This window comes from Pseudomonas sp. 18.1.10, from assembly GCF_024655625.1.
GTDB lineage: Bacteria > Pseudomonadota > Gammaproteobacteria > Pseudomonadales > Pseudomonadaceae > Aquipseudomonas.
Genome location: NZ_JANLGL010000090.1, coordinates 1 through 22,173, shown reverse-complemented (window position 1 = coordinate 22,173; position 22,173 = coordinate 1). Strand labels below are relative to the sequence as shown.

Annotated in this window: 19 protein-coding genes; 10 read left to right on the top strand and 9 right to left on the bottom strand. The window is 59.7% G+C overall.

Features of this window, described 5'->3' with window-relative positions; all coding sequences use genetic code 11:
• Positions 1-85: 85 nt before the first annotated feature.
• The 5 genes from NUV89_RS16535 to NUV89_RS16515 all read right to left on the bottom strand — a co-directional run bounded on the left by NUV89_RS16535 (position 86) and on the right by NUV89_RS16515 (position 6,076).
• The gene (locus NUV89_RS16535; RefSeq protein ID WP_017735604.1) at positions 86-544 is read right to left on the bottom strand and encodes an N-acetyltransferase; all 459 of its coding nucleotides are present in this window, start codon (positions 542-544) and stop codon (positions 86-88) included.
• A gap of 92 nt (positions 545-636) precedes the next feature.
• A complete protein-coding gene (gene eutC / locus NUV89_RS16530) occupies positions 637-1,470 on the bottom strand; it encodes an ethanolamine ammonia-lyase subunit EutC (protein WP_257782172.1) in 834 nt (277 codons plus the stop codon).
• The gene (locus NUV89_RS16525) at positions 1,467-2,861 is read right to left on the bottom strand and encodes an ethanolamine ammonia-lyase subunit EutB (RefSeq protein WP_124525118.1); all 1,395 of its coding nucleotides are present in this window, start codon (positions 2,859-2,861) and stop codon (positions 1,467-1,469) included. Before NUV89_RS16525 ends, eutC begins: the two co-directional genes overlap by 4 nt.
• Positions 2,862-2,913: 52 nt before the next feature.
• The gene (gene eat / locus NUV89_RS16520; protein ID WP_017735607.1) at positions 2,914-4,347 is read right to left on the bottom strand and encodes an ethanolamine permease; all 1,434 of its coding nucleotides are present in this window, start codon (positions 4,345-4,347) and stop codon (positions 2,914-2,916) included.
• A gap of 208 nt (positions 4,348-4,555) precedes the next feature.
• Positions 4,556-6,076, bottom strand: coding sequence for an aldehyde dehydrogenase family protein (locus NUV89_RS16515; protein ID WP_257782171.1), 1,521 nt, complete (start codon positions 6,074-6,076; stop codon positions 4,556-4,558).
• Between the two features lie 271 nt (positions 6,077-6,347).
• Here NUV89_RS16515 and NUV89_RS16510 point away from each other — a divergent pair, with 271 nt between their 5' ends.
• The 6 genes from NUV89_RS16510 (at position 6,348) to NUV89_RS16485 (ending at position 15,545) form a co-directional block, all read left to right on the top strand.
• The gene (locus NUV89_RS16510; RefSeq protein WP_257782170.1) at positions 6,348-8,255 is read left to right on the top strand and encodes a sigma-54-dependent Fis family transcriptional regulator; all 1,908 of its coding nucleotides are present in this window, start codon (positions 6,348-6,350) and stop codon (positions 8,253-8,255) included.
• A gap of 312 nt (positions 8,256-8,567) precedes the next feature.
• On the top strand, positions 8,568-11,816 hold the full coding sequence (locus NUV89_RS16505; RefSeq protein ID WP_257782169.1) for a hypothetical protein: 3,249 nt from the start codon (positions 8,568-8,570) through the stop codon (positions 11,814-11,816).
• A 283-nt stretch (positions 11,817-12,099) separates the two neighbouring features.
• On the top strand, positions 12,100-13,176 hold the full coding sequence (locus NUV89_RS16500; protein WP_257782168.1) for a hypothetical protein: 1,077 nt from the start codon (positions 12,100-12,102) through the stop codon (positions 13,174-13,176).
• 116 nt (positions 13,177-13,292) lie between these two features.
• Positions 13,293-14,642 carry a UDP-N-acetylmuramate:L-alanyl-gamma-D-glutamyl-meso-diaminopimelate ligase gene (gene mpl, locus NUV89_RS16495; protein WP_257782167.1) on the top strand — a complete coding sequence of 450 codons (1,350 nt, stop codon included), beginning with the start codon at positions 13,293-13,295 and terminating at the stop codon, positions 14,640-14,642.
• Positions 14,639-15,268 carry a flavin prenyltransferase UbiX gene (gene ubiX, locus NUV89_RS16490; protein WP_017735613.1) on the top strand — a complete coding sequence of 210 codons (630 nt, stop codon included), beginning with the start codon at positions 14,639-14,641 and terminating at the stop codon, positions 15,266-15,268. The genes mpl and ubiX overlap by 4 nt, the downstream gene beginning before the upstream one ends.
• Positions 15,261-15,545: a YceK/YidQ family lipoprotein gene (locus NUV89_RS16485; protein ID WP_257782166.1), complete on the top strand. Its 285-nt coding sequence runs from the start codon at positions 15,261-15,263 to the stop codon at positions 15,543-15,545. Before ubiX ends, NUV89_RS16485 begins: the two co-directional genes overlap by 8 nt.
• 112 nt (positions 15,546-15,657) lie before the next feature.
• On the opposite strand, the gene NUV89_RS16480 is transcribed toward NUV89_RS16485, so the two are convergent.
• The 3 genes from NUV89_RS16480 to NUV89_RS16470 form a co-directional block, all read right to left on the bottom strand.
• On the bottom strand, positions 15,658-16,299 hold the full coding sequence (locus NUV89_RS16480) for an oxidoreductase (RefSeq protein ID WP_257782165.1): 642 nt from the start codon (positions 16,297-16,299) through the stop codon (positions 15,658-15,660).
• 29 nt (positions 16,300-16,328) lie between these two features.
• Positions 16,329-18,047 (bottom strand): C13 family peptidase, encoded by a 1,719-nt coding sequence (locus NUV89_RS16475; protein WP_257782164.1) that lies wholly within the window; start codon positions 18,045-18,047, stop codon positions 16,329-16,331.
• Positions 18,048-18,152: 105 nt separating this feature from the next.
• A complete protein-coding gene (locus tag NUV89_RS16470; protein ID WP_003194496.1) occupies positions 18,153-18,608 on the bottom strand; it encodes a MaoC family dehydratase in 456 nt (151 codons plus the stop codon).
• Between the two features lie 160 nt (positions 18,609-18,768).
• Here NUV89_RS16470 and NUV89_RS16465 point away from each other — a divergent pair, with 160 nt between their 5' ends.
• The 4 genes from NUV89_RS16465 to NUV89_RS16450 all read left to right on the top strand — a co-directional run bounded on the left by NUV89_RS16465 (position 18,769) and on the right by NUV89_RS16450 (position 20,763).
• Complete coding sequence (locus NUV89_RS16465) at positions 18,769-19,122, top strand: CidA/LrgA family protein (RefSeq protein WP_257782163.1); 354 nt, start codon at positions 18,769-18,771, stop codon at positions 19,120-19,122.
• The gene (locus NUV89_RS16460) at positions 19,119-19,835 is read left to right on the top strand and encodes an LrgB family protein (protein ID WP_257782162.1); all 717 of its coding nucleotides are present in this window, start codon (positions 19,119-19,121) and stop codon (positions 19,833-19,835) included. The genes NUV89_RS16465 and NUV89_RS16460 overlap by 4 nt, the downstream gene beginning before the upstream one ends.
• A 21-nt stretch (positions 19,836-19,856) precedes the next feature.
• Entirely contained in the window at positions 19,857-20,447 is a 591-nt protein-coding gene (locus NUV89_RS16455; RefSeq protein WP_257782161.1) for an LON peptidase substrate-binding domain-containing protein, read from the top strand.
• 100 nt (positions 20,448-20,547) lie between these two features.
• Positions 20,548-20,763, top strand: a complete 216-nt coding sequence (locus NUV89_RS16450; RefSeq protein ID WP_257782160.1) for a hypothetical protein — start codon at positions 20,548-20,550, stop codon at positions 20,761-20,763.
• Here the strand turns inward: NUV89_RS16450 and NUV89_RS16445 are convergent.
• Positions 20,757-22,073, bottom strand: coding sequence for a bifunctional DedA family/phosphatase PAP2 family protein (locus tag NUV89_RS16445; RefSeq protein ID WP_257782159.1), 1,317 nt, complete (start codon positions 22,071-22,073; stop codon positions 20,757-20,759). The two genes, NUV89_RS16450 and NUV89_RS16445, sit on opposite strands and share 7 nt — an antisense overlap.
• Between the last annotated feature and the right edge of the window lie 100 nt (positions 22,074-22,173).

The following is a 22,173-nucleotide window of genomic DNA, read 5'->3' as shown; positions in this document are numbered from 1 at the left end:
TCAGTCAGTACATCTGTGACTGAACCACCGCATTCGCGGGCAAGCCCGCTCCCACAGGGGATTTGTGGTGTTTAGGCGATCGGGTTCAATCCTCGCTGATCGGCAACACGTAGTTCTTGAACTCCGTGTCTTCACGAAACCCGATCGACTCATACGTTTTCTGCGCCACTTCATTGTCACTGCTGGTGGACACCCGCAGCCGCACGGCATGGGTTTCCTTGGCCATTTTTTTCGCGGTGCGCATCAGGTTGTCTGCCACCAGTTGCCGACGGGCGTCTTCGGCCACATAGATGTCGTTGAGAATCCACACGCGCTTGAGCGACAGCGACGAAAAGCTCGGATACAGCTGGCAAAACCCCAACAGCTTCTTGTCATCATCATCGGCCAGGGCCAGGTAAATCACCGACTCCTTGCGCCGCAGGCGCTTTTCGAGGAAGGCCCGCGACGAATCCGGGAAGGGCAACGCCCCGTAGAATTCGCGGTATTTGACGAATAACGGGGTCAACAGGTCCAGGTGTTCCAGGGTCGCTTGAGTAATCCGCATGCCAGGCCTCAACTTCCAAATGGGGTATGACCACACAAGCGGCCGTGACTCGATGCTGCCTAATGGCGTGAAAAAGCGCAATCACGCAGCGATCAGTCATCCGGTGAACTGAGCAGGAAATTGCCTTTCATCAGGTCCGGATCATCCGATTCGATGGTCTGCACCTGCGCCTCATCCTTGAGGTTAACCCCCGACAGCTGCCGGCGACACGCCTCTCGCATCAAGTAAAGCAGGCGATGCGCTGCCATGCCGTAGCTCAGGCCTTCCAGGCGCACGTTGGAGATGCAATTGCGATACGCATCGGTCAGGCCGACCTTGGGGTTGTAGGTGAAGTACAGGCCCAGGCTGTCCGGTGAACTGAGCCCCGGCCGTTCGCCGATCAGGATCACCACCATCTTCGCGCCGAGCAGTTGGCCAATCTCATCGGCCACGGCCACGCGGCCTTGTTCCACCAGGATGACGGGTGACAAGGACCAGCCTTCGGCGTGGGTCTGTTCTTCCATGCGTGTCAGAAACGGCAACGTGTGTTTATGCACGGCGAGCGCGGACAGGCCGTCGGCTACCACCACCGCCAGGTCCACGCCGCCGGGATTTGCCGCTGCATGGTCACGCAGCGCCTGCGCCGATTCATCGCTCAAGCGCCGCCCCAGGTCCGGGCGTTGCAGGTAGCTGTGCCGGTCCGTCGCGGCGCTGTGCAGCAGCAGGCTGTCACGGCCGCGCTCGGCCAACTGGCCACTGAGGCCGGCATGGTCGAAGGGCAGGTGCACCGCGTCCCGCGCCTGGGCGTGGGCGAACTGGAAGTCCAGCTGGGCATTGGTGGGAATGCTGGTGCCGGTACGGCCCAGGGCAATGCGCGCCGGGGTCAGGCGGCGCAGTTCCAGCCACGGGTTCTCTGGTAGGTCGAGTTGCACGGGCGGCTCCTTCATCCCAATTGCGCCAAGGCTTGGCGGAACGCCGGTGGCAGGCTGTTGCCAAAGCGCACCTTGCCGTCGGCTTGCGTGAAGATGCCCATTTTCGCCAGCCACTGTTCAAATTCCGGCGCCGGCTTTAAACCCAAGGTTTGCCGGGCATACAAGGCGTCGTGGAACGAGGTGGTCTGGTAGTTGAGCATGATGTCGTCGGAGCCCGGGATGCCCATGATGAAGTTGATCCCGGCCACGCCGAGCAGGGTCAGCAGGGTGTCCATGTCGTCCTGGTCGGCTTCGGCGTGGTTGGTGTAACAGATGTCGCAACCCATCGGCACGCCCAGCAACTTGCCGCAGAAGTGGTCTTCGAGGCCGGCGCGGATGATCTGTTTGCCGTTGTACAGGTACTCGGGGCCGATGAAACCGACCACGGTGTTTACCAGGAACGGCTTGAAGTGCCGCGCCACCGCATACGCGCGGGTTTCGCAGGTTTGCTGGTCGACGCCAAAGTGCGCATTGGCCGACAAGGCGCTGCCCTGGCCGGTTTCGAAATACATCAGGTTCTGGCCCAGGGTGCCGCGATTCAGGCTCAGGCCCGCGTCGTAACCTTCCTGCAGCACGTTGAGGTTGATGCCGAAACTGGCGTTGGCCGCCTCGGTGCCGGCAATCGACTGGAACACCAGGTCCAGCGGCACGCCACGGTTGATCGCTTCGATGGAGGTGGTGACGTGGGTCAGCACGCAGGCCTGGGTCGGGATCTCGTAGCGCTGGATGATCGCGTCGAGCATCTCCAGCATCGCGCAGATCGAGGCGATGCTATCGGTCGCCGGGTTGATGCCGATCATGGCGTCGCCGTTGCCGTAGAGCAGGCCGTCGAGAATGCTCGCGGCGATGCCCGCCGGTTCGTCTGTAGGATGGTTCGGTTGCAGGCGCGTGGATAAGCGCCCGCGTAGGCCCATGGTGCCGCGGAACTGGGTGACCACGCGGATCTTCTGCGCCACCAGCACCAGGTCCTGCACCCGCATGATCTTGGACACGGCGGCGGCCATTTCCGGTGTCAGCCCTGGCGCCAGCGCGCGTAGGCTGTGTTCGTCGGCGGCGTCGCTGAGCAGCCAGTCGCGCAGGCCGCCGACGGTCAGGTGGCTGACCACGGCGAATGCTTGTTTGTCGTGGGTGTCGATGATTAGCCGGGTGACTTCATCGCTTTCATAGGGAATCAGCGCTTCTTCGAGGAAGTGTTTCAACGGGATATTGGCCAGCGCCATTTGCGCCGCCACCCGCTCGCCGTCGTTCTGCGCGGCCACGCCGGCGAGGAAATCCCCGGAACGGGCGGGGCTGGCCTTGGCCATCACGTCCTTGAGGCTGTCGAAGCGGTAGGTTTGTGTACCCACCGCGTGGGAAAAGCTTGCCATACAGTGTCTCCTTGACGACGCGGGCAGCCGCCCGCGTCGAGGTTTACGGCAGTTAGTGCAAGGCGGCTTCTGCGGCCTGGATCGCCGCGAATTCCTCTTCGGGCGTGCCTGCTACCAAGTGATGCCGGCTGTAGAAAGCAAAGTAAGCAATTAATACTCCATAGATGATCGCGGCGCCAATCACCACGCGTGGATCCACCAGGAAGCCCGCCACCACGGCCACGCAGGCCAGGACCAGGGCGACGCCGGAGGTGAAGATGCCACCAGGCGTGCGGTACGGACGGTCCATTTTGGGGCGACGGATGCGCAGGGTGATGTGCGCGGCCATCATCAGTACGTAGGAAATCGTTGCGCCAAACACCGCGACCAGGATCAGCAAGTCACCCTGGCCGGTCAGCGACAGGCCAAAACCGATGATGCCGGGGATCACCAGCGCCAGTACCGGGGCTTTGCTCTTGTTGGTCTGGGACAGTTTGCGCGGCAGGTAGCCGGCCCGGGACAGGGCAAATATCTGCCGCGAATAGGCGTAGATAATCGAGAAAAAACTGGCGATCAAGCCGGCCAGGCCGACCAGGTTGACGAAACTGCCCATCCACGTCGAACCGCCGTAGGACAGCGCCAACGCCTCAACCAGCGGGTTGCCGGATTTGACCAGCGCATAGGTGCCCGCGCCGCCCGGTGCGATCACCAGGATCAGCAGGGCGAAACTGGTCAGCACCACAATGGCGCCAATCAAGCCGCGCGGCAGGTCGCGTTTGGGGTTCTTGGTTTCTTCAGCCGCCAACGGCACGCCTTCGACGGCGAGGAAAAACCAGATCGCGTAAGGAATCGCCGCCCACACACCCACGTAGCCGAAGGGCAGGAAGGTGCTGGCGCCCTTGGCTTCCGTCACCGGAATATCCAACAGGTTGGCCACATTGAAGTGCGGCACCATCGCCACCAGGAACACGCCGAGGGCAATCGCGGCGACGGCGGTAATCACAAACATCAGCTTCAAGGCTTCGCCGACGCCAAAGATGTGGATGCCGATAAAGATGATGTAGAACGCCAGGTAAATCATCCAGCCGCCAATGCCGAACAGCGACTCGCAATAGGCGCCGATAAACACCGCAATGGCGGCAGGGGCGATGGCGTATTCGATCAGGATCGCGGTGCCGGTGAGGAACCCACCCCAAGGGCCGAATGCGCTGCGGGCGAAGCCGTAGCCGCCCCCCGCAGTAGGAATCATGGAGGACAATTCGGCCAGGGAAAAGCACATGCACAGGTACATGGTGGCCATCAGCAATGTGGCGAGGAACATACCGCCCCAGCCGCCCTGGGCCAGGCCGAAGTTCCAGCCGGCGTAGTCGCCGGAGATGACGTAGGCAACACCAAGGCCCACCAGCAGCACCCAGCCGGCGGCGCCTTTTTTCAGTTCGCGTTGTTGGAAGTATTGGGAATCGACTTTTTCGAAGTCGACGGAAGATCCAGTCGGTTCGCTAGGCATGGGGAAGTACCTTTCATTGTTATTGTTTTTAACTCGGCATCTGTGCGCCGAATGCATGTAAGCAAGTACTTATGAAGATCTAAGTGTGGGAGCTGGCTTGCCTGCGATAGCGGTGTGTCATTCAACAGAGGTATTGGCTGTGCTGGCCTCATCGCAGGCAAGCCAGCTCCCACATTTGATTGCATTTCAAATGCGGGAGCGGGGGGAGTTAGAAGAACCCCAACGGATTAATGTCGTAGCTCACCAGCAAGTTCTTGGTCTGCTGGTAATGGTCCAACATCATCTTGTGCGTCTCACGGCCCACACCGGACTTCTTGTAACCGCCAAACGCGGCATGCGCCGGGTACAGGTGGTAGCAGTTGGTCCACACGCGGCCCGCCTTGATCGCCCGGCCCATGCGGTAGGCGCGGTTGATGTCACGGGTCCACAAGCCGGCACCCAGGCCGAACTCGGTGTCGTTGGCAATCGCCAGGGCTTCGGCTTCGTCCTTGAAGGTGGTGATGCTGACCACCGGGCCGAAGATTTCTTCCTGGAACACGCGCATTTCATTGGTGCCCTTGAGCAGGGTCGGCTGGATGTAATAGCCGCCGGCCATGTCGCCGCTGAGCTTCTCGACCTTGCCGCCGGTCAGCAGTTGCGCGCCTTCACCCTTGGCGATTTCCAGGTAGGACAGGATCTTGTCGAACTGCTGCTCGGACGCCTGGGCGCCGACCATGGTGTCGGTGTCCAGCGGGTCGCCGCGTTTGATCGCCTCGATCTTTTTCATCACGACTTTCATGAAGTCGTCGTAGATCGACTCCTGCACCAGCGCACGGGATGGGCAGGTGCACACTTCACCCTGGTTGAAGAACGCCAGCACCAAACCTTCGGCCGCTTTCTCGATAAAGGACGGCTCGGCCTGCATGATGTCTTCGAAGAAGATGTTCGGCGACTTGCCGCCCAGCTCAACGGTGGACGGAATGATGTTGGTGGCCGCCGCATGCATGATGTGCGAACCCACCGGCGTGGACCCGGTGAACGCAATCTTGGCGATTCGCTTGCTGGTGGCCAGCGCTTCACCGGCTTCCTTGCCGAAACCGTGCACCACGTTGAGCACGCCCGGTGGCAGCAGGTCGCCGATGACTTCCAGCAGCACGTTGATGCCCAGCGGCGTTTGCTCGGCCGGCTTGAGCACCACGCAGTTGCCTGCGGCGAGGGCTGGGGCGAGTTTCCAGGCGGCCATCAGCAGTGGGAAGTTCCACGGGATGATCTGGCCAACCACGCCCAGCGGCTCGTGGAAGTGGTAGGCGGCGGTATGTTCGTTGATCTCTGCGCTGCTGCCTTCCTGGGCGCGGATGCAGCCGGCGTAGTAGCGGAAGTGGTCGGCGGCCAGCGGGATGTCGGCGTTGAGGGTCTCACGCACGGCTTTGCCGTTGTCCCAGGTCTCGGTGATGGCCAGCAGTTCGAGGTTTTGTTCGATGCGGTCGGCGATTTTCAACAGCACCAGCGAGCGGTCCTGCACCGAGGTCTTGCCCCAGGCGTCCGCGGCAGCGTGGGCGGCGTCGAGCGCCTTGTCGATGTCTTTGGCAGTGGAGCGGGGGAATTCGGCGATAGGCTTGCCGTTGACCGGCGAGGTGTTGGTGAAATAGTTGCCATCGACCGGCGCAACGAATTCGCCACCGATGTAATTGCCGTATTTGGCCTTGAACGAAACGATGGCGCCTTCAGTACCGGGGTGTGCGTAACGCATGGTGGGTATCTCCTGGCTTTTATGTTTATTGGAGTGCAGCGCAGCAGCGCTTGATAAAGCGTAGAGCAAAGGTTGGGCCACTGCGTTGCAGGCCAGGTAAATCAAGGGGTTGGGGTTTGTTGCAAAGCGTTGCTGTGGCAGGCCTGATACAGGCGATGTGACAATTTGTGCCATAAGCGGTACAGCCTGTGACCGGTGAGTCCGGCCGGGATTGCATTGGCAGGATGCCTGGGGGATGCTGGCCGTTCTCACGCAGGGAGAATAATAAGAAATGCACAACGATCATTTCAGTCGGCATGCCCAACAAGTCCTGACCGTTACCCGCGGACAAGATCTTTCCAACGGCCCCGCCAGTGACCCGTCCATCGCCCGTTCCTGGCTACGTTGCCTTGAGGACTACCACCTCGACCCTGCGCTGACCATCGCCCCCACCGTGCTTGAGCACGGTCGCCTGCTGGAAAGCCGCGAGCGCCTGCAACAAGTGCTGCACATCGCCGGCAGCGAGATGAATAGCCTGCATCAACAGTTATCGGGTGCCGGGCATGCGGTGCTGCTGACGGATGCGCGCGGGGTGATCCTCAACTGTGTCACCGCGCCGTCCGAGCGCAAGATTTTCGAGCGTGCCGGGTTGTGGCTCGGTGCAGATTGGAGCGAGGCCTGTGAAGGCACCAATGGCATCGGCACCTGCCTGGTGGAACGCCAGTCCCTGACCATTCACCGAGATGAGCATTTTCGCGGTCGGCATACCGGGCTGACGTGCTCGGCGAGCCCGGTATTCGACCCCCATGGCGACTTGCTGGCGGTGCTCGATGTGTCTTCCGCGCGCGAAGCGGTGTCGCGCCAGAGCCAGTTCCATACCATGGCACTGGTTAATCTGTCGGCAAAGATGATCGAAAGCTGTTACTTCCTGCGGCACTTTGAAAACCACTGGTTATTGCGTTTTCACTTGCAGGCCGAGTCGGTGGGGCTGTTCAGTGAAGGATTGCTGGCGTTTGACGGTGAAGGGCGCATATGTGCGGTGAACCAGAGCGCGCTCAACCTGCTGGGGCAGAGGCGTGGCGGTTTGCTGGGGCAACCGGTGGAGGCGTTCTTCGAGTGTTCGCTGGATCAATTGCTTGGCCGCGCCAGCGCCAATGCCACCGCCAGTTGGCCGTTACGTACGCGCGATGGTCGGCATCTGTTCGCCGCATTGCGCGGCCAGGTGCGCAGCCTGTCGACACCCGTGGCCCAGCCCACACCCCCGCGTCTGCCGGGGATTTGCCTGGGCGACCCGGCACTGCAAAGTGATTTTCGCAAGGCATTGCGTGTGTTTGAACGTGATGTGCCGCTGTTGGTCAAGGGTGAAACCGGTTCCGGCAAAGAAGCATTCGCCAAGGCGGTGCACCAGGCCAGCCAGCGAGCCCTCAAGAATTTTGTTGCACTCAATTGCGCGGCCATTCCCGAGAGCCTGATCGAAAGCGAGTTGTTCGGCTATCGCGGTGGCAGTTTCACCGGCGCCCGCAAGGAAGGCATGCCCGGCAAGTTGCAACAGGCGGATGGCGGCACATTGTTCCTCGACGAAATCGGTGACATGCCGTTGGCGTTGCAGACACGCCTCTTGAGAGTGCTGGAAGACCGCATGGTGGTGCCCATCGGTGGCGAACCCCAGGCAGTGGATGTCAGGATCATCAGCGCTACTCATCGCAATTTGCTTGAGCGCGTTCAGGCGGGCAGCTTTCGGGAAGACTTGTATTACCGGCTGAACGGTCTGGAAGTGGCATTGCCGCCGCTGCGCGAGCGCAAGGACAAACCGCAACTGTTGGACTTTTTACTGGGTCAAGAGGCCGGCGAGCAGGCTGTAGTGTTGACGGGCGCGGCTCGTGAGGCGCTGCTTGCGTATGCCTGGCCGGGCAATGTGCGGCAATTGCGCATGGCCTTGCGCACGTTGGTGGCGCTGGCTGAGTGCGGGCGTGTCACGTTGGATGATGTGCCCGCGTCCATCCGCGAGGGGGCTACGGCCATCGCGTGCGTTGAGGTTTCGCCCCTGCACGCGGCTGAGCGACAAGCACTATTGAGTGTTCTTGAGCAGCAGCGCTGGCATATGACTCATACCGCAGAGCAACTTGGCGTCAGCCGCAATACGTTGTACCGAAAGTTGCGTAAATATGGCGTTACATTGCCAGGGGCTATAAGACGTTAGCCTTGCCGTTTCGGCTTGTTGTTGTGGAGAGGTTTTTTGTTGGATTATTTTTCATCGTGCAACCTGTGAAAATGTTAGTTGCGTGTGCTGGAACTTCTTTGTTGGGGTGACCACATAATTGATCGAGGACTGAAGAGTTTGTTTTCGGTGTTCGAATACTAATGGGGTCGCCTGCTGGTTCAGTAGGACGGGTACTTTATAGGGAGCATGATACGACTCGGCATTGTGCAGTATTCGAATGAACGGTCGTTAGGTTCGCCGCCCATCATAAATGCATGTGGCGAGCCGTTCATCAAAACTGTGAGGTGTCGCATGGCTGTGAATAACAGTGGTTCAGTGTATGTCGGACCAAATTATAACTATCGTAATCAGCAGAAATTCGAGGCGAAGAGTCCTTTGCCGCCGGTTACTCAACATGGGCCAGCGGCTGGCTCCGACGTTTCTCGAACGGCAGCTGATGCTGATTTAGCGAAACAGTATGGGGGAGCTCTGTTAACCGGCAAGCCGATTGAGGTGCCTGTCGCGTCCTCATTGGGGCGTTGGCTGGAGGCGCTACGAATACTTGTCGACTCCCCTGCGTTCAAGCAGGTGCTGGCACTTGTCGGGCAAGGTAATGGTTCCTATACCATCGACCGTACCAAGGGGGAAGTTCTATTTAGTAGCGGAGTAAAATTGACCCGCAACTCTCCAGAACTCGCCAACGTGCCGGGGGGTAAAGAACTTTTCGAAAGTTTGATTTCCACAGTGAGGACAATTTTTCCTTACGACATTGAATATAATCATGAAACGCTTGAGACAGGCGCGTCTGGCGGTATTCAGGTCGATCAAAGTACGATCCAGCACTTTTATGGTGAGCCCTCGCTCAGGACGAATGAGCAAAAAAATGCGCGTGCAAAAGAGCTTACCAATCGCCCGATATTCAACGGTCAGGGGGCGTTGCCGGATGACAATAAGCGTATGCAAATTGTACGCATGGCAGGTGACGCCAGTACGATGATGAATCTGCTCAATGCTTTGGAAAAGCAGGGTGAGACGCCCAATGCGAAATGGGATTTGGATAGCATTTCCGTAACGGTTGAACCCCACTCCGAACTGTGGAGCGCACAGCAAAAACAGCCGGTCAGGATGAGTGCCCAGCAGTTGCTCACTCACTATGGTTTGCAAGCACCCACCACACCGGAGGAGGTTAAAAACTTGCAGCGAGCGTTGTCTGCGCCGCCATTGGTTGCGCCCCCTGAGGGGAATTTTGGCGGATTGCTCGGCAAAAACGTGCCATTGGGTGAAGAGGCTCAGGAACAGATCAAGGCCACTGTCAGCTCCTGGAAATCGCAGCAAACTCCACCGCCGGGTGGCGCGCCGGAGCAAGGGACCACACTGGTTAGTTATCTGGCGCGTTGGGTGCCTCAGTCAGTGACAATACAGACCAGTCAGGACCCCAAGGCGTATATCCAAGCCTTGATCAGCACCCCTCAAGCCCTTGCGCTGGGTAAGCAACTGCAGGCGACGATCGGCGCACTCGATACCCCGAACAGCGTGCAGGATGCATTGCTGGCCGCGTTGGGGCTGGAGGCAGACCCTAATGCTGGTCAGCAACGTGATAACTTGGCCGGCTATAACGTGCGTCAGCCAGATAATTGGAAGCGATCACCGGCTGAAATCGTCAGGCGTTTCGAAGCGCACCTAGCCATTCGCTTTGGCCCGGCGGCGGCGAGAGTAATGGCCTTCCAATTACTGGCCATGTCATCCCCCGAGTTCCTGGTCAAGGGGATTCCGACTTCAATGGTCTACGGCTCTGTGCAATGGGCCGCGTTCAGCGCGGCTGTCACGCGCCGCGAGTTGGACACCCCTGGATCGTCGGCTGGGCAGAGCTATGACGAGATCATGGCTCATGACGCCATCGAGCCTATTACAGAGAGCGATCAGCGTCATTCACGGATGTCTGCAGTGCAATCGTTGATTGAGTGGGGGATCGCCAATGGCGTCATTGAGGAAGACAGTGAGGGCAATTACAGCCCCGAGACTATCCAGCGTGTAGCGGCAGCCCAGCAAAAGCAGGTTAACGCCATAATTGACTTCACCGAAGTATTCGCTACCCCAATGCCGACGCGCCGTGAGTTGGCGATATCTGAACTGACGCGAGTATACGGTGCAGATAAGGCGCATCTTTTTGATATGCCGGTTTTTAAGCGTATTGGTGTGACTTTTAGAGATACTCAAAAATACTCGTTGTTGGATATTTATATGTCGGACGAGCTGAACAGTTACCGTTGGATGTCTGAGGGGCGCAATGGACTGTCTTTCAGGAAGTTCCAAAAGCTCTTTGGTGCGCTGAACAATGTAGATAAAAAACTTGACGAGGAGTTTGACAAGTATACTCGGAATATGAGTAAGGCGGCAGGTGCTAACTACCAGTATCAGGTGTCGCAATTGCCGCTTGAAGATCGACATCGGTTTGAGCGCGGCCGTGTTGGAATGGAATATATAGAATCTACTGAAAGTACCAACTTTCCCAAAGATAGCGAGCAACATCCGATATTCAGACTCTTTGGGCAGGGCGCGTTCATTATATATACTCAGCTCAATGGGGATAGAGTCGACTATGTCTACTCGCCAGCGTTAGGCAAAATCATCAAGGTGGGCGAACGGCTTCCTGGTGTCTCCGAGGGGTGGGACATAAAGGTCGGTGAACGTAAAAAGAACGGGTGGAGGAGGACTCGTCACGACTTGATCGTGGGCGGTGAACGTTACGAATTAAATATGAGAGCGCACTCGGGTAGAGCATTTGAAGCGTTGTCCCCGCCGCATCCGAAACTAAGTACGGATGCGCCGTCGGCCAGGACCGGCGAGATATCCGAGGCCATCACTTCCATTTATGCTGATGCAGTCAGTCAGTTCAAGGCGTCGGCCCGTGGAATGACCGAAAGGGAGAAATCAAAGGCGCGGAGTGCATTTTTGGAAAACTTCTTTCTGGGCTTCATTCCCGGTTACAAACTTATTAAAGCCATCATTGATGGTGACAAATATGAAGCTGTGATTGCCGGGCTGTTTGATCTCATCGGCTTATTGGCGCCTCCACTGAAAGGCGGTATTCAAGCCCTTAGAGCAGGTACCAAAGGGCTCAGTGCCATCGCGGGTTTCGTTAAAGGCTTTGCCCGGGACGGGGTAAAAGGGCTGAACACGTTCGGCAGTTTTTATGATGCAGGCAAGGGTGTTTTCAAGTTAGGCAAGACGATATTGAAAACAATGCCCAACTTAAAATCTTCGGTGATTTACTTTAGTAGCTTTCGTCACCTGCCCGGGAACAGCGGTGGTCGGGACGTCCCTCACGGTGGATACAAGCAGCATATTGCCGAAGGAACTTATCGCTCCTCGGGTACGGGGGGCAAAGATGTTCCAGTCGTGGCGGTGCAACGAGATGGCAAGTGGTATGCCTTCGACACACATACCAATGCACCCTATGGTCCTGAGTTGAAAGGTTTCAAACCCAGCATCGCAAAGGGAGTACGTAATCCGATTTCTAACGTCGAACCGTCGGTAAACACTGTGAATGATGTGAGGTAGGCCTACGCCGAACATCAGGCCATTCAGGCCAGCCAAGGGCCGCTCCAGCCTCTCCTCGCCAGCGCGGAGAGGCATTCCCTGGACCCAATGGAAAGCGTGTGGCCCAGTGTAAGAGAGGGTATGTGTTGTCGTCAGCTGAACCGTGTTTTCAGGATCATGGTGAACCTGTCATACACGTTGTAGTGGCGTGTTCTGCTGGAACGGCTGGTGAGTTTTTGCGCACTTAATAGAGGCAACAACTTCCAGTGTTTCCAAACAACAAAAAACCATGGCGGTGAACACGATGAACATTACAACACCCGCACTTAGTTTTATTCCTCAACCCCTCTCGCCCACGGAGGTGCCGGCTCAGCAACCGGCGTCACCCAGTGCAGCGCCCGCTGATCAACCTTTGTCGCGCAGCAAGCGGGCCCTTAAAGGCAACGGCTTTTTTTCATGGTTTGGCAGCAAGCCACCGGTCTCCACGTTGCCGGTTCCCGTACCCAAGCCCAAGCCCAAACCACATCCCACGCCAAAACCACAGCCGGATCCCAAGCCCAAGCCAGACATCAAGCCTGGCCCATCCCCCAAGCCCGAGGGCGCGTTCAAGAATGTTGCGCAGTCAGTCATTGCTAAACTCAAGGCCAACGATAAGTCGCTTCTCGAGAGCCTGGGCAAGCGCTCCACGATGAGCGTCGCCGAGGTCACTAAGCGGGTCATTGACGCCGAGAGCCTGGTCAAGGCCGGCGTGATCTCCTCCACACCCAAGGCCAGCCAGGTGGCGCGTGATGCGTTCATCAGCGCAGGTATCACCGGGTTGGTCAGTGCGCCGATGAATGTGGCGGCTTATGCGGGGTCTGTGGCCAGTGGGGAGGCGATCAAGGCGACCTATGCGCCGGGCGTGTTGCCGCCGCCGTTTTTACCGGGAGCGACAAGCCAGGGCAAGGCGGCGGATACCACGGCCAGCCAATCCATGCCTGTGGCCGACTCAACTGCGGTGGTGCAGGGCTCTATCGACGAACGTTTGGACGATTTCGAGATGAAGTTACTGGGCATGGCCACCACCGTTATGTTTGTGTTGGGTGATACCAGCAAGGTTTTCACCAAGGATGAAAGTTGGCCGAAAGATGAAAACGGGCGTTTAGGTAATTTGGAAAAGTTGTTGGGCGAGTCCGAACAGCAATTAAAAAAAGCCACCCGGCAGAATGGGATCATTTTTAAACCGTATAAACCGGGTGCACCAATACCTGAGGGCGCAAGAGAGCGCTTGGAACTCATTGGGCAAAAATATGAGCGTATGCTCGAATCGTATGACAAGTTACGTTATCTCGCAGCGATGAAAAACCTCGAAAACCAATCTGAAACATCAATGACCGCTTGAGTATCAGAAGTGCCGAGCGAGTTGCGCTGCACGCACCTTGCTCGGCATGGCCTGCATAAAGAGTGCGATTTCCCCCTTCCTGCGCTAACCTGCCTCGATGTTTTACGAGGTCGATCATGCACATTCATATTCTTGGTATCTGCGGCACTTTCATGGGCTCGATGGCGGTTCTTGCCAAGGAACTGGGTCATCACGTCACCGGCTCCGACGCCAACGTCTACCCCCCCATGAGCACGCAGCTGCAAGCTCAGGGCATTGAACTGACCCAAGGCTACGACCCGGCGCAATTCGACCCGGTCCCGGACCTGGTGGTGATCGGCAATGCCATGGTGCGTGGCAATCCGGCAGTCGAATATGTGCTCAACAAAGGCTTGCCGTATGTCTCCGGCCCCCAGTGGCTGGCGGACCATGTGCTGCAAGGCCGTTGGGTCCTGGCCGTCGCCGGCACCCACGGCAAGACCACTACCAGCAGCATGCTCGCCTGGGTGCTGGAACATGCCGGCATGAGCCCGGGCTTCCTGATTGGCGGTGTGCCGCAGAACTTCTCGGTATCGGCGCGCCTGGGTGACACGCCGTTCTTCGTGATTGAAGCCGATGAGTACGACAGCGCCTTCTTCGACAAGCGCTCCAAGTTCGTGCACTACCGCCCGCGCACGGCGATCCTGAATAACCTCGAGTTCGATCACGCGGACATCTTCCCGGACCTGCAGGCGATCGAGCGGCAGTTCCACCATCTGGTGCGCACCATCCCGAGCGAAGGCCTGGTGATCCACCCCACCACCGAGCCGGCCTTGCAGCGTGTGATCGACATGGGCTGCTGGACCCCGGTGCAAACCACCGGTGCGGGCGGGCAATGGCAGGTCAAGTTGCTCAGCGAAGACGGTTCGCGGTTTGAAGTGTTGTTTGACGGCGAGGCCCAAGGCGTTGTCGATTGGGATATGACCGGCCAACACAACGTTGCCAATGCCCTGGTGACCCTGGCGGCCGCACGCCATGTTGGCGTGGTGCCATCCATGGGTATCGCGGCATTGAGCGCGTTCAAGAGCGTGAAGCGGCGCATGGAAAAAGTCGCCGACGTGAATGGGATTACCATCTACGACGACTTTGCCCACCACCCGACGGCAATTGCGACGACGTTGGATGGCTTGCGCAAGCGCGTGGGCGATGCGCCGATCATTGCGATTGTCGAGCCGCGTTCCAATTCCATGAAGCTTGGCGCGCACCGCGATGGCCTGCCGGAAAGCGTCAACGACGCCAATCAGGTGGTCTGGTACGCACCGGCCAACCTGGGCTGGGACCTGCCGGCGATTGCGGCGCTGTGCACCGTGCCGTCAACGGTCTGCGACTCCATCGAGGGCATCATTGAACACGTCAAGCAGCTCGCCAAGCCCGGCACCCATGTGGTGGTGATGAGCAACGGCGGCTTCGGCGGCCTGCACGGTAAATTGGCCGAGGCGCTGAAATGAGCGGCCCGGAACGCGTCACCCTGGCGATGACCGGCGCGTCCGGCGCGCCCTACGGCCTGCGCCTGCTGGATTGCCTGGTGCGCGAAGACCGTGAAGTGCACTTCCTGATCTCCAAGGCCGCGCAGTTGGTGATGGCCACCGAGACCGACGTCGCCCTGCCGCCCAAGGTGCAGATGATGCAGGCGTTCCTCACCGAATACACCGGTGCGGCGGCGGGCCAGATCAAGGTCTACGGCAAGGAAGACTGGATGTCACCGGTGGCTTCCGGCTCCGGCGCGCCGGCGGCGATGGTGGTGGTGCCGTGTTCCACCGGCACCTTGTCGGCGATTGCCACGGGCGCGTGCAACAACCTGATCGAGCGCGCGGCGGACGTGACCTTGAAGGAGCGCCGCCAGCTGATCCTGGTGCCGCGCGAGGCGCCGTATTCAAGCATTCACCTGGAGCACATGCTCAAGTTGTCGAACATGGGCGTGACCATCTTGCCGGCGTCCCCCGGTTTTTATCACCAACCGCAGACCATCGATGACCTGGTGGACTTTGTGGTGGCGCGCATCCTCAACTTGCTGAACATCCCGCAGGACATGCTGCCGCGTTGGGGTGAGCACCATTTGAGCAGCGATGAATAAGGCGCTGTTGATCCTGCTGGCGCTGCAACTGGCAGGTTGCGCCACCGCACGCACGCTGGATGCGGCGCAACCCGGCGCGCCGGTGGTGTATGCCGGTACGCGCCTGGATCTGTATGCAATGAATGGCGGTTGCTGCGCCAAGGATCGGTTTGGGGCTGAGGCGCCGAGTTATCCGGGGGTAGACCTGCCGGCGAGTGCGGTGCTCGATACCTTGTTGTTGCCGTTGTCGGTGTTGACGGTGCTGGGCGTAGGATTCAATGCCACAGGCGGCCTGTAGAAGTGTATTGCCTGGGCTGGCCTCTTCGCAGGCAAGCCAGCTCCCACAGGGGAATGCATTTCAAATGTGGGAGCGGGCTTGCCCGCGAAGAGGCCGGCCCAGCCACTGCAAATCATTTGCCGAGCTTGCGCAACTCATCCGACTCCACCACCCGCACCCCATCCTGCTCTTCCAGCGCCAGGCGCCACATGGCCCGGGCCAGTTCGCACACCTCGATGCCGCGGTATTTGCCAGGAATCAGCTTTGACAGTGGCCCTGCCAGTTGCTCGGCCAGGCGCGGCTCCAAGCGCTCGCCCAGCAACAGCGACGGCCGTACGATCGTCAGTTGCGGCCAGCCCTGGGCTTTCAGCGCCTGTTCCATTTCGCCTTTGACGCGGTTGTAGAAGATCGAGGATTTCGGGTCGGCGCCAATCGCGCTGATCACGATCAGGTGCCGTGCGCCCATCTCCCGCGCACGCTTGGCGAAGGCCACCACCATGTCCAGGTCGACCGCGCGGAATGCCGCTTCGGAACCGGCCTGCTTGATGGTGGTGCCCAGGCAGCAGAAGGCTATATCCACCCGCCCACTCAGTTGCGGCAGGAACACCGCCGGATCGCCCACCGGGTTTTCCAGGTGCGGATGTTCGGCCAGTGGTTTGCGGCTGGGTGCCAGCACGCGGGTCACGGTGGGTTCGTTGAGCAGGCGGTCAAGCAGATGCTCGCCGGTGAGGCCAGAGGCTCCGGCCAGCAGGATATGTTGAGGCGTCAGGTACATGGTGTTTCCCCCTTGTTACACGTTACAGCTTAGTTGCCTTTGGCTTCCTTGCTATTCATTGAGACGCTTTCGAGCGCCTTTCGTGCCTGTTGCTTGCGTAATAATTGCCAGTGGGCGATCACGCCTTTGGGGGCCCAGATCTGCGGTTCAGAGGCTTCGAAGTTGTCCGCCTGCTCGCGTTCGGCCACGTGCAGTTGCGCCAGTTTGAAGGCTTGCTGCAGGTCGTCGGTCTGGTTGAAGGCTTGGGCGAAGAGGGCGTCGCCGAAGTAGGTGAAGTCGGCCTCCTCGGAACAGCCGAACGACACGCGATCGGCGCGCGAAGCGGTCATGACAAGGGTGCGTTCGTCTTTCAGCGCCGGGATAAACCCCCCTGAGTAACAGGCGGAAATCACGATGATCTTGTCGCGATTTTTCAGCGGCGTGAGCACGGCGGCCAATTCGTCGGCCGGCAGGTCGGCCAGCTCCATGCGCGGTTGGTCCAGCACCAGTTCGTGTTCGTGGGTGCCGTGGCTGGTCATGTAGATGAATACCAGGTCTTCCGGCCCCGTGCGGTCGGCCAGGGTTTGCACGGCGCGGCGCAGGCTTTCGCGGGTGGCCAGGGGGCGATCGGCGATGTGGTCGCGGTGGTTGACCAGGCGAATCTGCCCGCGCGCGCCGAAACGGGTGGCGAGCATGTTGCTGACGTAGTCGGCTTCGCGCAGGAATACGCTTTGCTTGCCATCACCGGCCAGCACCAGGCTGTACAGCTCGACGGCGGGGGTCGAGGCGGGCACCGCCGCGAGGGCTGCATCGAGCAAGTGGCCTTGGGCCAATACGCCGGTTTCCAGCGGGTCGGGCAGCAGCTTGCCGTCGGCGTCACGCACACGCATGCCATTGACCCAGGTGCCGGCCTGTACGGTGCCATCGGTGAGGACAAGGGTGCCGCGGCCCTGGTAGCTGTCGCTGTCGAAGCCGCCGATATAGAAGCTGCCATCGGTGAGGTTCAGGCGACCTTCACCGGTGAAGCGCCAATCGCTGAACTGGCCGACGTAGTGGCTGCCATCGACGCCGATCAATTCGCCTTTGCCGCTCAGCGCACCTTCCTTGAACTGGCCGATCCACACGTCGCCGTCGGCATTTTCATAGCGGCCCTTGCCGTTGAGCTGGTTCTGCTTGAACTGGCCCACATAGATATCGCCGTCGGCGCTGTTGAAGGTGCCGTTGCCTTCGAGCTGGCCATCGACGAAGTGGCCGCTGAACTGGTTGCCGCTGTCGTCGTTGCGCTGGCCTTCGCCATTCGGCTTGCCGTGGGCGAACTGGCCCTGGTATTGGCTGCCATCCGCCAGCTCCAGGCGGCCGAGGCCGGAATACTGGTCGGCATTGAATTCGCCGCGATAGGTCATCTGCCCCTCTTTGAGGGTGCCTTCGCCGTTGCGCCGGCCACGCTTGAAGCCGCCGACGTAGCTGCTGCCCGGCGTGGTCAGGCTGCCTTGGCCATCGAACAGGCCTTGCTGGAATTCGCCTTTATAGACCTCGCCGTTGCTGCCATGCCATTCGCCCTGGCCGTGCCACTGGCCCTTGTCGAACTGCCCGGCGTACCAGCTGCCGTTGGGGTAGTCCACACGGCCCTGGCCTTGCAACAGGCCGTTGACCACATCGCCCCGGTAACGGCCGCCGTCGGGCAGGCGCGCATCGGGCGGCAACAGCGATTCGCCGTCTCCGCAAGCGGTGAGCAACAGGGCAAGGGCAAGGGGAGCGAGTGGGCGCATAGCGGGATCCGGGTAATTGAGCGCCGAGTATGCCGCAGCCGCGAGGTTCATACATAAATTTACATACCCTGTGGTGAGTTTCAGTGCCTCACCACAGGGCCGGGCTTACACGAAGCAGAGTGACAGCGACTCGGCGATGTAAGCAGGTTTTTCCTGGCCTTCGATTTCCAGGGTGGCGGTGGCCTTGAACAGCCATTGCCCGGGTTTTTTCTCGGTGACGTCGGTCAGTGTCACGTTCAGGCGCACCTTGGAGTTGACCTTGACCGGCTGGATAAAGCGCACGCTGTCCAGGCCGTAGTTGACCGCCATCTTCAGGCCCTCGGGCATGATAAGGATGTCTTCCATCAGCTTGGGCATCAACGACAACGACAGGAAACCGTGGGCAATCGTGCTGCCAAACGGGGTTTGCGCGGCCTTGACCGGGTCAACGTGGATGAACTGATGATCGCCAGTGGCCTCGGCGAACAGGTTGATCCGCGCCTGGTCGATGGTGAGCCATTCGGAACGTCCCAGTTCCTTGCCGACATAATCTTTGAGCTGCGCTACAGGTACATAGGGCATTGCGTCTCTCCTTGGTTCATCGGTTTTTATAGGTGTGCGAAATCCATCTTAGATCATCATGGGCAACAGGCCCGGTCAACCCACCATGCTTTTGGCGAATGCCGAAGCATAGGGCTGGCGTGCTTATAATGCGGGCGAGTTTTGACGGGGGGGAGAACGCATGCTGTTACGTGGGCTGACATGGCTGGTGCTGTTCCAATTGATCGGTACGGCGCTCAACCATTTGCTGCTGCCGATATTGCCGGGGCCGATTATCGGCTTGCTGTTGATGCTCGGTTTTCTGATCTGGAACGGCGAGGTCGGCGAGCCCCTGAGCCTGGCGGCCAGCAGCTTGTTGCGCTACCTGCCATTGCTGCTGGTGCCACCCGCCGTCGGGGTGATGGTGTACGCCAAGGACATTGCGGCGGACTTCTGGGCCATCGTCGGCGCGCTGGTGCTGTCGCTGGTGATTGCCATGGGCTTTGTCGGCGTGTTGATGCAGCACATGGTCAAGCGCAAGGAGAAGGACCAATGATCGTCGACTGGCACGGCGCGTGGACCGCAGTGATTCATCACCCCTTGTTTGGCATCGGCATCACCCTGGGCGCCTATCAGTTGGTGCTGGCCGGTTTCGAGAAAACCCGCTGGATCTTCCTGCAGCCGGTGCTGGTGTCCATGCTGCTGGTGATTGGTATCTTGCTCACCTGTGGCCTGAGCTACGCCGAGTACCGCAAGAGCACCGAGATCATGGGCATCCTCCTGGGCCCCGCGACCGTCGCGTTGGCGGTGCCGCTTTATCTGAACCTGCGGCGCATCCGTCAATTGTTCTGGCCGATTTTTACTACGCTGGTGATAGGCGGGGTGTTGGCCACGGGCTTGTGTGTGCTGCTGGGGTGGTGGTTCGGTGCCGAACACATGATGCTGATGACCATGGCGCCCAAATCGGTGACGTCGCCGATCGCCATGCTGGTGGCCGAGCAGATCGGCGGCGTGGCGGCGTTGGCAGCGGTGTTTGTGCTGATAACCGGGGTGGTGGGCGCGATGGTCGGCCCGGCGCTGTTGTCCCGCCTCGGCGTGCGCAGCCCCGAAGCGCGCGGCATGGCGCTGGGGATGACGGCTCACGCGGTCGGCACCTCGGTGGCGTTGCAGGAAAGCGAAGAGTGCGGTGCCTTTGCGGCGCTGGCCATGAGTCTGATGGGCGTGGCCACGGCAGTATTCCTGCCGCTGGCTGTGTCGGTGATCGTTTAAACCGGGTTTAAGGAAACCTTTATGAGTCTGGCGCTGTTTCCGCTCAATACCGTGCTGTTCCCTGGCTGCACCCTCGACCTGCAACTGTTCGAGGCGCGCTACCTGGACATGATTAGCCGCTGCATGAAGAAGGGCGAAAGCTTCGGTGTGGTGTGCATCCTCGACGGCAGCGAGGTGGGCATGGCCCCGGATGGCTACGCGCTGATCGGTTGTGAAGCGCTGATTCGTGACTTCAAGCAGCAGGACAATGGCCTGTTGGGGATTCGTGTCGAAGGCGGGCGCCGTTTTCGTGTGCGTGACGCCGGGGTGCAGAAGGACAATTTGCTCGTAGCCGACGTGCAATGGCTGGAAGAGTTGCCGGACCAGGCGCTGGAAGAAGAAGACGCTGACCTGCTGGCGTTGCTCCAGGCCCTGGCCGAGCACCCGATGGTGGCCTCGCTGGACATGGGCACCCAGGCCGACGGTCAGCAAGCCCTGGGCAACCAGTTGGCCTACTTGTTGCCCTTTACCGAGGCCGACAAGATCGACCTGCTGCAACTCGACGATCCGCAGCAGCGGCTGGATGCGATCCAGATGTTGCTCGACGAGTTGCAGGGTGAGTTGTTCAACTGAGTTTCGGAATTATCTGGCGCGGTTTTCAGATGTTCTTTCGTTGTTCTGCGCGCGTTGCCTGAAATAGTTTCCGACCACACAACGGTGATCGGGGATGAACATGATTCGACCAACGCAATCGGAGCAAGCGATCTGGGATACTTTTTTTGTCAGCATCGCCACGCAACTGCTTCAGCAGGATGCCAAGCGGGGCCCGGAATACATCGCCGAGCGCGCCGCAGACATCGCCGACGAGATGCTGCTTGAGCGACGCGAACGTTGCGTTGAGCGTCGCACGGCACCCGTCGACTGGATCGGGCCGGCCAAGGGTCAGTAAGCGTACCTGAGCAACGCATGGGACGTGCCGGTCAAGGCAATGAAACCCAGTACGGCTACCACCGCCGGCAATAACAGCCACCAAGTTTTTGCCGGCATGGGTGGCAGTGGGCTGCGATATTGGCTGAGGGTCAGGCTGAACGCGCAAACCGCCATCGCCAGCAGGGTGCCGGCCAGGATGTCAGTCGGCCAGTGCGCCCCCAGGTAAACCCGCGACAAGGCAATGAACGCCGCCGGAATACAGCCCAATAGAAGCCACGTCATGCGCAGTCGTGTCGGCTGCCCCAGGCCGGCCAGCACGGCCAGCGCCAGGAAAAACGCGAAAGAGCCGGACGCATGCCCGCTGGGCATGCTGAAACTGGTCAGCGGGTCTGTAAGAATTTCCGGGCGACCACGGGCGAAAAACAGCTTGGTACCGGTGTTAATCACGGCGGCACCGGCCAGCGTCGCGCCGACAAACACCGCCTGGCGCCATTGCCGCGCCAGTAGCAGCAGGCCAGTAAACACGGCGCTGGCGACGAACATTTTCTTGAACTCGCCCAGCTGGGTGATGCGCACCATCACTTCGTCCAGCCACGGGCTGCGATGTTCTTGCACCAGGGCGATCAGGCCATGGTCGAAGTTATCGAGATGGTGAAAGCCGATAAACAGGGCGATCAACAAGGTCAGGCTGGCACAACCGATCCACAAGGTGGCGCGGCGATGGCCGCGCAGGCTGCTGTTCAAACTCAAGCCCAGCAACACGGCGATAGCGGCTGTGACAACGCCCGCCTCTGGCCAGAAACCTTCCGGTAGCGGCAGGCGGAATGCTGCGCCGGTCGCCCAGCCGGGCAACAGATAGGCCACCGACCAGCCCGCGCCGGCCAGAAGGCTTACGGCGGCGAAACGCGGGAAAGGCATGTCGCACATACCGGCGACCATCGGCAGCATAGGGCGCAAGGGGCCGATGAAACGTCCGACCAGCAGGCTGGCAATGCCGTACTTGTGGAAGTAGGTTTCGGCGCCGTTCATCCATTCTGGATGGTGGCGCAGGCCGGGCAGGCGACGGATGTTCTGGTGGAAGTGGCGGCCGAGAAAGTAGGAAATCCCGTCGCCGAGCAAGCCGCCGAGAAAGCCCAGTAGCAGGGTTTCACTCAACGACAGCGCGCCGCTGCCGGCCAGCGCGGCGATGGCAAACAGCAACACCGTGCCTGGCACGATCAGCCCGGCGATGGCCAGGCATTCCACGCAGGCGACAATAAATACTGCCACCGCCAGCCATTCTGGGTTCAGGGTCAGCCAACCGGTGATGCTATCGAGCCATTGGCCCATACACTCAACTCCATTCTTGAAATACATAACTTGAGACAGTGAAGATCAACTGTGGGAGCGGGCTTGCTCGCGAATGCGGTGTGTCAGTTAATGCATGTAT